The 12,526-nt window shown below is 60.1% G+C and carries 11 protein-coding genes; 8 read left to right on the plus strand and 3 right to left on the minus strand.

Annotated elements, in window-relative coordinates:
- Positions 1-428 precede the first annotated feature (428 nt).
- The gene (locus KGA96_RS07560; protein ID WP_008051517.1) at positions 429-1,151 is read left to right on the plus strand and encodes a response regulator; all 723 of its coding nucleotides are present in this window, start codon (positions 429-431) and stop codon (positions 1,149-1,151) included.
- A complete protein-coding gene (locus KGA96_RS07565) occupies positions 1,148-2,758 on the plus strand; it encodes an ATP-binding protein (RefSeq protein ID WP_223512187.1) in 1,611 nt (536 codons plus the stop codon). The genes KGA96_RS07560 and KGA96_RS07565 overlap by 4 nt, the downstream gene beginning before the upstream one ends.
- Before the next feature lie 53 nt (positions 2,759-2,811).
- Here KGA96_RS07565 and KGA96_RS07570 read toward each other — a convergent pair whose 3' ends face one another.
- Positions 2,812-3,537 carry a 4'-phosphopantetheinyl transferase gene (locus KGA96_RS07570; RefSeq protein ID WP_221174497.1) on the minus strand — a complete coding sequence of 242 codons (726 nt, stop codon included), beginning with the start codon at positions 3,535-3,537 and terminating at the stop codon, positions 2,812-2,814.
- A 234-nt stretch (positions 3,538-3,771) separates the two neighbouring features.
- Positions 3,772-4,563 (minus strand): dienelactone hydrolase family protein, encoded by a 792-nt coding sequence (locus KGA96_RS07575; protein ID WP_223512203.1) that lies wholly within the window; start codon positions 4,561-4,563, stop codon positions 3,772-3,774.
- 146 nt (positions 4,564-4,709) lie between these two features.
- On the opposite strand from KGA96_RS07575, the gene KGA96_RS07580 reads away from it, so the two are divergent.
- The 4 genes from KGA96_RS07580 to KGA96_RS29860 all read left to right on the plus strand — a co-directional run bounded on the left by KGA96_RS07580 (position 4,710) and on the right by KGA96_RS29860 (position 8,405).
- Positions 4,710-5,312, plus strand: coding sequence for a membrane protein (locus tag KGA96_RS07580; protein ID WP_046043030.1), 603 nt, complete (start codon positions 4,710-4,712; stop codon positions 5,310-5,312).
- A gap of 120 nt (positions 5,313-5,432) precedes the next feature.
- Positions 5,433-6,110 carry a response regulator transcription factor gene (locus KGA96_RS07585; RefSeq protein WP_046043028.1) on the plus strand — a complete coding sequence of 226 codons (678 nt, stop codon included), beginning with the start codon at positions 5,433-5,435 and terminating at the stop codon, positions 6,108-6,110.
- Positions 6,107-7,453, plus strand: a complete 1,347-nt coding sequence (locus KGA96_RS07590; RefSeq protein ID WP_223512205.1) for an ATP-binding protein — start codon at positions 6,107-6,109, stop codon at positions 7,451-7,453. The genes KGA96_RS07585 and KGA96_RS07590 overlap by 4 nt, the downstream gene beginning before the upstream one ends.
- A 196-nt stretch (positions 7,454-7,649) precedes the next feature.
- Positions 7,650-8,405, plus strand: a complete 756-nt coding sequence (locus KGA96_RS29860; protein WP_052960579.1) for a polysaccharide deacetylase family protein — start codon at positions 7,650-7,652, stop codon at positions 8,403-8,405.
- 81 nt (positions 8,406-8,486) lie between these two features.
- Here the strand turns inward: KGA96_RS29860 and KGA96_RS07605 are convergent, their stop codons facing one another.
- Positions 8,487-9,485, minus strand: a complete 999-nt coding sequence (locus tag KGA96_RS07605; RefSeq protein WP_046043026.1) for an AraC family transcriptional regulator — start codon at positions 9,483-9,485, stop codon at positions 8,487-8,489.
- A gap of 338 nt (positions 9,486-9,823) precedes the next feature.
- On the opposite strand from KGA96_RS07605, the gene KGA96_RS07610 reads away from it, so the two are divergent.
- Together KGA96_RS07610 and KGA96_RS07615 are read left to right on the plus strand one after the other, a co-directional pair.
- On the plus strand, positions 9,824-11,158 hold the full coding sequence (locus KGA96_RS07610; RefSeq protein ID WP_046043025.1) for a dicarboxylate/amino acid:cation symporter: 1,335 nt from the start codon (positions 9,824-9,826) through the stop codon (positions 11,156-11,158).
- A 144-nt stretch (positions 11,159-11,302) separates the two neighbouring features.
- A complete protein-coding gene (locus tag KGA96_RS07615) occupies positions 11,303-12,484 on the plus strand; it encodes a CaiB/BaiF CoA transferase family protein (protein ID WP_046043024.1) in 1,182 nt (393 codons plus the stop codon).
- The last annotated feature ends 42 nt before the right edge of the window (positions 12,485-12,526 follow it).

Consider the following 12,526-nt stretch of genomic DNA (forward strand, 5'->3'; position numbering starts at 1 on the left):
CAATAAAAGCGCTTGAAATTGGTGTCTGGTTTGTGTTTGGTTTTTTGCGCAAAACCCTACATCTAGGGGTTTTTTAGCGCCGGGGTACAAGATAATGCGTTTTAGGGGGGGATTGCAACGTACTACCTGTGGATAAACCTGTGCGTAAATTGTGTGTGAAAGAGGTAACCGGCGTGTAGGCCGCGACGCTGCTGGACCGGACCTTTTTTCAGCGATTTTCAACCATCGAAATCGCCCGGGCGGATTTTTAAGGGCGCGAACCCTATCACAAAAAACCCTGTTGTCCGAACGCATTTACCCGCTTGTGTTCTCGACGGGCGGCGTTTATACAATCGGCCCAGCGTGTATACATATTTATCCCCCCGAATCATTACAAAAAGACGGGCGGATCCTTCCTTATTAGTGTTTTTGGCAAGCAGAGGTCACCCGTGGAGCAAGAAGCCTGGCAGGTATTGATTGTGGAGGACGACCAGCGACTGGCCGAACTGACCCGCGATTACCTGGAAGCCAATGGCCTGCGTGTATCGATCGAAGGCAATGGTGCGCTCGCGGCGAATCGCATCATCAAGGAACAGCCGGACCTGGTGATCCTCGACCTGATGCTCCCCGGTGAAGATGGCCTGAGCATTTGCCGCAAGGTCCGCGCCCGCTATGACGGCCCGATCCTGATGCTCACTGCCCGCACCGATGACACTGACCAGATTCTCGGCCTGGACCTGGGGGCTGACGACTACGTCTGTAAACCGGTACGCCCGCGTCTGTTGCTGGCGCGCATCCAGGCGCTGCTGCGCCGTAGCGAAACGCCCGAGGTCGCCCCGGAAAAACAGCGGCGTCTACAGTTCGGCCCGCTGATCGTCGACAACGCCTTGCGCGAAGCCTGGTTGCAGGGCAACGGCATCGAGCTGACCAGCGCCGAATTCGACCTGCTCTGGCTATTGGTGGCCAATGCCGGGCGCATCCTCTCCCGGGAAGAGATCTTCACCGCGCTGCGGGGCATCGGCTATGACGGTCAGGACCGCTCCATTGATGTGCGCATCTCGCGCATCCGCCCGAAGATCGGCGATGACCCGGAGCATCCACGGCTGATCAAGACCGTGCGCAGCAAGGGCTATCTGTTCGTTCCCGAGGCTTGCGTAGACCCGTCCCTGTGAACTCGATCTTCCTGCGTATCTATGGCGGCATGTGCGCCGCGCTGATTCTGGTGGCGGTGCTCGGTGTGCTGGCGTTGCACCTGCTCAATGAGGTCCGCAGCGAGCAATACCGCGAGCGCCTGGCCCACGGCACGTTCTCGCTGATGGCCGACAACCTGCAACCGATGAACCAGACCGAGCGCCACCGGGCTTTGCTGGTGTGGGAGCGGCTGCTGGGGATTCCGCTGGCGCTGAAAACCTTTGCCGAGACCGACCTCGACTTGACCCAGCGCACCCGTGTATTGCGCGGCCAGGCATTGGTGGAACAGACCGGGCCGCATGCGGCGAAGGTCTACAAACTGGTCAGCGACAAGGAGCAGTTGATGCTCACCGGGGAAGTGCAGCAGATCAGCGAGCAACTGGCCCGGGCGACCATCTACCTGTTGACCGATGAACTGGTGCGCACCCCGGTTGCCGACCAACCCTTGCGCCTGGCGCAATTGAAGGAAAGCAAAGGCTTCGGCTTCGACCTGCGGCTGGTCACGGTTGACGAGGCGGACATGGACGAAGACCAGAGCCGCCGGGTATCCGAGGGCGACACGGTGATGGCGTTGGGCAAGGGGGGCGATTCGATCCGGGTGTTTGCCGGCATGGTGGGCACGCCGTGGGTCCTGGAAATTGGCCCGTTGTATCAGATGAATCCTTATCCGCCGGAGTGGCTGGTGCTGATTGCCGCGCTGGGCCTGACGCTGATCGGTTTGATCGTCTATCTGTTGGTGCGCCAGCTCGAGCGACGCTTGCGTGGCCTGGAAGCCGCCGCCACGCGCATCGCCAAGGGCAGCCTGGAAACCCGCGTGCCGGCGCGCGGTGCGGACTCGGTGGGGCGGCTGGCGTCGGCGTTCAACGGCATGGCCGAACACTTGCAGCAGTTGCTGGCGATCCAGCGCGAACTGGTGCGCGCGGTGTCCCACGAATTGCGCACGCCGGTGGCGCGCCTGCGCTTTGGCCTGGAGATGATCGGTTCGGCCACCACGCCGCAAGCTCTGGAAAAATACTGCCAGGGCATGGACCACGACATCGAGGACCTCGACCGGCTGGTGGACGAGATGCTGACCTACGCGCGGTTGGAGCAGGGCTCGCCGGCGCTGAACTTTCAACGCATCGATCTGGATGCCTTGGTCGATCAGGTGATCGAAGAACTGTCACCGTTGCGCGCCGACGTCACGGTGCAACGCGGGTTGTGCTTGTCGGCCGCCGATAACGACGATGCCTGGGTCGAGGCCGAACCGCGCTATCTGCATCGGGCGATCCAGAACCTGGTGACTAATGCCATGCGTCACGCGCAATCCCGGGTGACCATCAGCTATCAGGTGGGGCAGCAGCGATGCCGGGTGGATATCGAGGATGACGGGCCGGGTGTGCCGGAGTTGGCGTGGGAGAAGATATTTACGCCGTTCCTGCGCCTCGACGACAGCCGCACCCGCGCGTCTGGAGGCCATGGGTTAGGCCTGTCCATTGTGCGACGCATCATCCATTGGCATGACGGGCGCGCGTTGATCGGCAAGAGCAAGAGCCTGGGCGGGGCGTGCTTCAGCCTGAGCTGGCCGCGCAATCAGGAGAAGCGTTGAGTTTTTTGGTGACTGTTTTGCCCGCGATGTGGGCCCGACAGGCGCCAAAAAACTCAGGCCTTGATGCTGACCAGACTCAACAACTGCCCGTCCTTGACCCCAAACTGCGCATCCAGCTCGGTGCCATTGCGCCATTCGCTGGACAAATCAGTGAGCAATCGCAACCGCACCTCACCCGACTCACGCCACTCCAGCACTTCGGCGTGTTCGAAATAAAAGCGTTGCTGAACGATCGGATAGAGCGCCTTGAACAGGCTTTCCTTGACCGAGAATGTCAGGGTGACCAGCAACGCCCGTTGATCGTGATCACCGGCCGCCAAGCGCTGGAGCTCCGGTGGATTGAGGATTTCCCCGGCCAGGCGTTCGGCCCGTTCGGCATTGAGCAGGTTTTCCAGATCCATGCCCAGGCCGCGCCAATGGCTTTTGTTCGCCACGATTGCCGCGGCCCGGCCTGTGCTGTGGGTGATCGAGCCTGTGATATGACCAGGCCAGACCGGTGCCCGGTCTTCACCGATGGCCGGAATGAAGCTCAAGCCTTCCAGTCGCTGTAGCGCGGCCCGGGCACATACCCGTCCGGCGAGAAACTCCGCCTGTCGTTTGGCCACCGAGCGCTGGATGCTTGCCGGCACTTCGACAGAGCTGCGCTGAAAGTCATCGCTGGCCAGTTGGGTGCTATCGAAATGAGTACTCAGCAGGACCGTATCGGGCAGCACAAACGGCAGCGGCCAATGGTCATCGAGGGGCGTACAGCAGGCAGGCAGGACGGGGGCTGGATTCATGTCGGGCATTTTGCCGTTAAGCACCAAGGCTGGGTAGTAGCGGCGTGGCTTTTGTGGCGAGGGAGCTTGCTGTGGCGAGGGGGCTTGCCCCCGTTGGGTGGCGAAGCCACCCTAAAACCTGCAATCGCATTGTGTCAGATAGGGCGCGTTTGCCGGATATACGACTGCTTCGCAGCCGAACGGGGGCAAGCCCCCTCGCCACAGGGAGCCTTGCTCAGCTTCAGTCGCTGTATCTCAACCAAAGATCTTCTTGAAAAACGCCTGCATGTCCGCCCATGATTTTTCATCCGCGGCCTTGTTGTAGCCTATGTCCGGCCCGCCATGATCGCCATGGCCCAGTCGATCGGCATCCGGGTTGGTGAAGCCGTGCCTGGCGCCGTCGAGGCTGACGAACTTGTAGTCGGCACCTGCCTTGTCCATCTCACTTTTGAACGCCGTGATGTTTTCCGGGGTGACGATGCTGTCCAGCGCCCCGTGTTCCACCAGTATTTTCGCTTTGACACTGCCCGGCGTTGCTGGCGTGTTGGTCGCCAGCGCGCCATGGAAACTCACCACGCCCGCCAATGGCACGCCCTGTCTTGCGGCATTGAGCACCACGGCACCGCCGAAGCAGTAGCCGATGGCGGCGATTTTATGCGGGTCGGTCTGTGGCTGTTTTTTCAGCAGGTCGAGCCCGGCCTGAAACCTTGCGCTCGACACGGCACTGTCTTTCGCCACGGCTTGCATGAAAGCCATGGCGTCCTTGGGATGCTCGGTATTTTTACCGTCGCCGTACATGTCGATGGCCAGGGCGCTGTAGCCCAGGCCGGCGAGATCACGGGCGCGACGCTTGGCGTAGTCGTTCAGGCCCCAGAACTCATGCACCACCACGACCCCGGGGCGCGGGCCTTTGATGGCATCGTCATAAGCGTAATAGCCGATCATTTTCGTGCCGTCGGCACTTTGGTAGGGGATTTCCCGGGTCTGGATAGCGGCCTGGCTGAGCCCGCTCAGGGCCAGCAGGAGGACGGCGAGGAACAGGCGCATGGTCGGATCTCCTGTTGAAACGTGTCGAAACATACGGAAGGGGGCGGTTCAGCCCAGGTTCAGAGTGCGTTCAGGGGGAGTTCAGGGCGCGGTGCGTAACCTTGCCTCGTACCCAAAAAACAAACGGCACATGAGGAAACTCCCCAATGACTGGATTCAAAAAACTGCTTCTGGCATTCACGGTTCTGGGCGCAAGCACCGCAGCTTTCGCGTCCGACGACAACTTCGCCAGTCTTACTCTTGGACAGACCAGCGACAAGGTCAAAAAATCCCACGCCCTGAACGACAACCTCAATCACCCGAACGCCGATGGCGTAATCGGCAAGGACACCACCTGGGGTGTTCGTCTGGGCCAGCAAAACACCAAGGGCCGCTACTACGCCACTTACGACAATGTGTCGGGCTCCCACAATGGCATTAAACTGCGTCAGGAAAACCTCCTGGGCAGCTACGATCTGTTCTACCCGGTGGGCGGCAGCACCAAGCTGTTCGGTGGCGCCACGGCCGGCCTGACCAAAATGACTCAGGAGTCGCCAGGCTTCAGCCGCGACAGTGATATCGGCTACGCCATCGGTGGCCAGATGGGTGTGCTGCAACAGGTTTCGCAGAACGCCTCGGTTGAACTGGGTTACCGTTACCTGCGCAGCAACGCCAGCACCGAGATGAGTGAGCGCGGCGGTAGCAAGCAGGGTTCGCTGGACCTGACCAGCAGCGCCCAGACTTATCTGTCCGCCAACTACGCTTTCTGACAAGCGTTTCGTGAACGGCCTGCGCCGGATCAGCCCGAGTGACTGATCCGGCGTTGCCATGTTAGCTATTGAGGTGCGACGTTGCGCCTCTGGAGATATTGATTTGCCCGGGAGTGCAATATGAAATTGCTGGTCGTCGAAGATGAAGCGCTGCTGCGTCATCACCTGCAAACCCGTCTGACGGAGAGCGGCCACGTGGTCGAGTCCGTGGCCAACGCCGAGGAGGCGCTGTACCAGACCGCACAGTTCAACTTTGACCTGGCGGTGATCGACCTCGGTTTGCCGGGCATGAGCGGGCTCGACCTGATCCGCCAGTTACGCTCAGGTGGCAAAACCTTCCCGATCCTGATCCTCACCGCGCGTGGCAACTGGCAGGACAAGGTTGAAGGCCTGGCCGCGGGTGCCGATGATTATCTGGTCAAGCCGTTTCAGTTCGAAGAACTGGAGGCCCGCCTGAATGCCTTGCTGCGACGTTCCAGCGGTTTCACCCAGTCGACCATCGTCGCTGGCCCGTTACTGCTGGACCTGAACCGCAAGCAGGCGTCCCTCGACGAACAGCCGCTGGCACTGACCGCGTATGAGTACCGTATTCTCGAATACCTGATGCGCCATCATCAGCAAGTGGTGCCCAAGGATCGCTTGATGGAGCAGCTCTACCCGGATGACGACGAGCGTGATCCGAATGTGATCGAGGTGCTGGTCGGCCGTCTGCGCCGCAAACTGGAGGGGCCTGGCGGGTTCAAGCCGATCGACACCGTGCGAGGCCTGGGCTACCTGTTCAACGAGCGTTGCACTTGATCCGTTCGCTGCGCATACGCTTGATGCTCGCCGCCACGCTGTTGGCGGTGTTGTTCATGTTGGCGTTGCTACCGGCGATGCAAGGCGCCTTCAGCCTGGCGCTGCAGGACTCCATCGAGCAGCGTCTGGCATCCGACGTGACCACGCTGATCTCGGCCGCCCGGGTGGAGAACAACAGCCTGCAGATGCCGGCGCAATTGCCTGACGAGCGCTTCAACCTCACCGACAGCCGATTACTCGGCTACATCTATGACCGTGAAGGACATCTGGTGTGGCGTTCGAAGGCGACCCAGGAAGAACGTATCAACTACAAGCCGCGCTACGACGGACGTGGCAGTGAGTTTGCGCGGATCCGCGAAGCCAATGGCCAGGAGTTCTTCGTCTACGACGTCGAGGTCAAGTTGCTTGGCGGCAAAAGTGCAGCCTTCAGCATCGTGGCGTTGCAGCCGGTTCGCGAGTACGAGCTGACCCTCGAAGGCCTGCGGGAAAATCTCTATCTGGGTTTTGGCGCGGCACTGCTGGTGCTGCTGGCGTTGCTGTGGATCGGCCTGACCTGGGGCTTGCAGGCTTTGCGGCGCTTGAGCCAGGAGCTGGACCAGATCGAAGGTGGCACCCGCGAAAGTCTCAGTGAGGAACATCCCCGGGAATTGCTGCGCCTGACCGGCTCCCTCAACCGTTTGCTGCACAGTGAGCGTGAGCAGCGCAGTCGCTACCGTGATTCTCTCGACGACCTGGCCCATAGCCTGAAAACGCCACTGGCGGTGTTGCAAGGCGTCAGTGAAGACCTGGCCCAGCGTCCCGAGGATCGCGATCAGGCCTGGGTGCTGCAAACCCAGATCGAACGCATGAGCCAGCAGATCAGCTACCAACTGCAGCGCGCCAGCCTGCGAAAAAGCGGCCTGGTACGTCATCAGGTGCACTTGCGACCGGTACTGAAAAGCCTGTGCGACACGCTGGACAAGGTCTATCGCGACAAGCGTGTGCACGTCGCGTTCGATTTGCCCGACCCGTGCTACGTGCCGATCGAACAGGGCGCTCTGCTGGAGATGATGGGCAACCTGCTGGAAAACGCCTATCGCCTGTGCCTGGGCGAAATACGCATCAGTGTGCGCGAAACCCTCAGCGGCACTGAGTTGTGTGTCGAGGATGACGGCCCCGGCGTACCACAGAATCAGCGCGCACGGATTCTCGAGCGCGGAGAGCGCCTGGACCGCCAGCACCCTGGGCAGGGTATCGGCCTGGCGGTGGTCAAGGACATCATCGAAAGCTACAGCGCCAAGCTGACCCTGGGGGATTCACCGATGGGCGGGGCGGCGTTCCGGATTCATTTTCCGGCGGTGTGAACGGATATTTGATAGCAGTCTTTTCGGGCTACAGGTATCAGGCGTTAAACGACCGGCAACAATGTTTTGTTGGCGTTCCGCCGTTTGGTGGCAAGTAATAAGCCCCGCCTTATTGACGACATGCACACGCAGAGCCTGTGTTGGTTGCATGAGTGGATAGGGGCTGAAGCGTTACAAGCCACCAATGGAGATAAAAATGGAAAGGAAGAAAGTTTGGCTGACGTTTGACGACGGTCCTCGGCAAGCCCAGACCGAAACCGTGCTCGAAACACTGGAGCTGTTTGATATCAAGGCAACGTTTTTTATTGTTGGCAATCTGGTTGCCAGGCATGGCGAGCGTATCAAGCGCATCCTGGACGAAGGGCACCGGATCGGCAATCACACTTACGATCATCTAAGACTGGTCGGTCAGGACAAAGATACCATCATCGATCAAATCAAGATGACGGAGCAGGCACTGACTCCCTACCAGCAGCCGGACCTGATCATGAGGCCGCCTTATGGCGCTCACGATGCGATGGTCGATCGCACTGTCGCCGAGTTGGGGTATCGGCAGGTTCTCTGGAGCGTGGATACCCTGGACTGGAGCAGCAACTATCAACCTGGGGGCTGGGTATCCCATGGTGTTGAGCAAATAAGGAAAAGAAAGAACTCCATTGTGCTGATGCATGACATACACGCGACCACGGCCAATAATCTTGGCCGGTTCATCGGACAAATAAAACTGCTGGGCGATGTGGATTTCGAATCACCAGCCACACTGGCGATTCCGCCGGTCAGTCAGTTGAATATGTATGTGGTTGTAAGGGGCGATACATTGTCCAAAATTGCCAGAGAGTTTTATGGTGATGCTGCCAAGTACCCACTGATCTTTAATGCGAACAGGTCGGCGCTGGATCATCCAGACAAAATTTACCCTGGCTTGTCACTGATCATCCCGCCTCTGGAGTAAGCGTTCGCAAATCCTGGACGGGGTATTACCGGGTGCGTTCGGGAGACGCCAGTGATCACTGCGCAACGCAGGTGCTGAAACTCAGCTCTCCTGCGCCCGATATGCCCCTGGCGTCAGCCCCGTCCACTTCTTGAACGCCCGGTGAAACGCCGACGGCTCGGAAAACCCCAGCTGCTCGGCGATCTGTTGCAACGACAGGTCGGCGCGGCTCAGGTGATAAATCGCGATATCCCGGCGCAACTGGTCCTTCAATTCCTGAAAGCTCGAACCCTCTTCCCGCAAATGCCGGCGCAGGGTCTGCGGGCTGATGTGCAGGTGCGCGGCCACGGCTTCAAGGTCAGGCCAGCGTGAGCTGTCGCGACTGAGCAAGCGCCGCAGGCGGCTGCTCAAACTGTCGCCATCGTCCGGGCGCGAGAGCAGGTCGGCGGGGGAGCGCTCGAGGAAATGCTTGAGGGTACGTTCGTCCTGCAGCAGCGGCATGGCCAGGTAGCGGCTGTGAAACAACAGGCTGCTCTGGGGCCTGGAAAACTCAAGCGGGCAGGAAAACAGCAGGTCGTACTCGGCGCCGTGTTCCGGCCGGGGGTAGCTGAACGTGGCCTGCTCCAGGCGAATGCGCTGGCCGATCAGCCAGCTGCCGAAGCGGTGCCAGATCACCAGCAGGCTCTCGCTGAGGAAATGATCCGGGTCCCAGAGTTGTGAGTCGTCCAGGCTCAGGCGCACCCATTCATCTTCGCGGCTCAGGGTCAAACGCGGAGCCCCGGGGAATAGGCTATAAAACAATAAGCCGCGATGGAGTGCCTTATCCAGGTTGCGGCAGTGAATCACGGCATGGCACATCATCGCGAAGCTGCCCGGCCTGCTTGGGGCTTGCCCGAACCCCAGGTACTCGTCGTCCAGCGCCAGCCACAACGCCTGGATCAATTGGGTGAATTGCTCCGGAGCGATGCGTGCCCGGGGCTCGTCCAGCAACTCGGGGCTGATTCCCAGTTGCTGTAGCAGGTCCGAATAGTCGTAGCCGTGCCGATGCGCACCACCCAGGGCGGCGCGGGCGAAATGACTGGCGATGGTGCGTTCGCGCATGGCAGTAGATCTGACCGTTGATCGACGGATGTTAGCTGCGCACCGCGGGCATGAACAGGGCGGATATCCGCCAAATAGCAGGACGACTGTTAATGGAAGGGCGGAAATCCGCCACATGCTTATAACCGTTCGGTGACAGGGAGTTCGCTGCAACCCCGGAGATCAAAAGGCTTGCAGGGTTTTTACGGAAGGTGGCACGGGCCTTGCGATACAACGAGCAGATGCCTGCCGTTGCGCAGCTCGAAAAAACAAATCCCTCCAGTGCAGGAGGGTTCGCAATTGCGGTGTTGCGGGCAACAGATGGATGTTGTCACCGGGCACCCTTGAGGAACTTTGCAATGACGACTCGTCAGCCACTGTACAAATCCCTGTATTTCCAGGTGATCGTTGCAATTGTCATCGGTATTTTGCTCGGTCACTTCTATCCGCAGCTCGGTGTGGCGGTAAAGCCGCTGGGTGACGGGTTCATCAAACTGATCAAAATGATCATCGCCCCGATCATCTTCTGCACCGTCGTCAGCGGTATCGCCGGCATGCAGGACATGAAAGCGGTCGGCAAGACTGGCGGTTACGCACTCCTTTACTTTGAAATCGTTTCGACCATCGCATTGCTGGTGGGTCTGGTCGTGGTCAACGTCGTGCAGCCAGGCGCGGGCATGCACATCGACGTAAGCACCCTGGATGCCTCCAAAGTCGCTACCTACGTAGCGGCTGGTGCTGATCAAAGTGTCATCGGCTTCCTCCTCAACGTGATCCCGGCCACCATCGTTGGCGCATTCGCCACGGGCGACATCCTGCAAGTGCTGATGTTCTCGGTGATCTTCGGTTTCGCCCTGCATCGCCTGGGTGCCTACGGCAAGCCGCTGCTGGACTTCATCGATCGCTTCGCCCATGTGATGTTCAACATCATCAACATGATCATGAAGCTCGCGCCGATCGGTGCTTTCGGTGCCATGGCGTTCACCATCGGTGCCTACGGTGTCGGCTCGCTGGTGCAGCTGGGTCAACTGATGGCGTGCTTCTACATCACCTGCCTGCTGTTCATCCTGATTGTGCTGGGCTCCATCGCCCGTCTGCACGGCTTCAGCGTGCTGAAAATGATCCGCTACATCCGTGAAGAACTGCTGATTGTGCTCGGTACTTCTTCTTCGGAATCGGTGCTGCCACGCATGCTGGTCAAGATGGAGCGTCTGGGCGCGCAGAAATCTGTCGTGGGTCTGGTGATCCCGACCGGTTACTCGTTCAACCTCGACGGTACCGCCATCTACCTGACCATGGCCGCGGTGTTCATTGCCCAGGCAACCGATACGCACATGGACATCACGCACCAGATCACCCTGCTGGTGGTGTTGCTGCTGTCCTCCAAAGGCGCTGCGGGTGTGACCGGTAGCGGCTTCATCGTACTGGCTGCCACCCTGTCCGCCGTGGGCCACCTGCCGGTCGCCGGCCTGGCGCTGATCCTCGGTATCGACCGCTTCATGTCCGAAGCCCGTGCCCTGACCAACCTGGTCGGTAACGCCGTGGCCACCATCGTTGTGGCCAAGTGGGTCAAGGAACTGGACACCGACGTGTTGCAAGCGGAGCTGGCATCGGGCGGTCGCGGCATCGCCGACGAGCCTAAAGACGATGCACTGGGCCACGTCGAAGGGGCAACCCCGACGAACGCCAAGTAAGCCTTGTTGTAATGAAAAACCCGCTTCGGCGGGTTTTTTCATGCCCGGCGATTGAGCGCAACGGTCACTGCACGTGGCGTATAAGGTGATTGCTGCAAAGCAATCGGCTGCCTAGGCTGTGGGCATCGTTAAGGGAGAACGCTCATGTTCGGTCCACTGGCATCACTCAAGGTTCTGGATTTCTCGACACTGCTGCCGGGGCCGTTCGCCTCGTTGCTGCTGGCGGACATGGGCGCCGAAGTGCTGCGCATCGAATCACCGACCCGCATGGACCTGCTGCGGGTGTTGCCGCCCCACGATCAAGGTGTGTCAGCCAGTCATGCCTACCTCAATCGCAACAAGCGCAGCCTCGCCCTGGACCTCAAGCAGCCTGAGGCGCTGGAGGTGATCAGGTCGTTGCTGCAGGACTACGACATTGTGCTCGAGCAGTTCCGCCCAGGTGTCATGGAGCGTCTGGGCCTGGGTTACGAAGCCCTGAGGGCGATCAATCCGAAATTGATTTATGTGTCGATCACCGGCTATGGCCAGACCGGCCCCTACAAGGACCGCGCCGGCCATGACATCAACTACCTGGCCCTGTCCGGGCTGGCGAGCTACACCGGCCGTGCCGACACCGGGCCGCTGCCGTTGGGCATGCAGGTGGCGGATGTCGCCGGTGGTTCGCTGCACGGAGTGATTGGTTTGCTGGCGGCAGTCATTGCCCGGCAGCAAACCGGTCAGGGTCAGCACCTGGATGTCAGCATGACCGACTGCGCGTTCAGCCTGAATGCGATGGCAGGTGCCGGGTATCTGGCCTGTGGCGTCGAGCCGGCTCCGGAAAACCAGGTGCTCAACGGTGGCAGTTTCTACGATTACTACCGCTCCCGGGATGGGCGCTGGCTGTCGGTGGGCAGCCTGGAACCGGTATTCATGAAACAGTTGTGCACGGCATTGGGGCTGGAGGAATTGGCCGGCCTCGGCCTGTCACCGCAACCGGCGCATCAGAAACAGCTTAAAGACGCGCTGAGGGTCGAGTTCGAAAAGCATGACTTTGCCGAGTTGCGTACGCTGTTCGCCGAACGGGATGCGTGTGTCGAGCCGGTATTGAGCCTGGGAGAAGCGCTGCATCATCCACAGTTGCAAGCGCGGGAGTTGGTGACCGACGTGCCCCGTGGCGATGGCTCGTCCCAGGCGCAGATGGCGTGTCCGCTGAAGTTTTCGCAAGGGTTGCCTGAGCCCCGGCATATTGGCGCGGCGCTGGGGCAGCATACGGATCAGGTGTTGGGGGAGTTGGGGTTCAGTGCTGAGCGGATTGCTCAATTGCGGTTCGCCAAGGTAGTTCTCTAGCGTCTGCCTGCGAAGAGGTTAGTACGGCCAGCACACATCCCG

Origin of the sequence: Pseudomonas sp. GL-R-26, assembly GCF_019947365.1 — a bacterium.
Lineage (GTDB): Bacteria > Pseudomonadota > Gammaproteobacteria > Pseudomonadales > Pseudomonadaceae > Aquipseudomonas.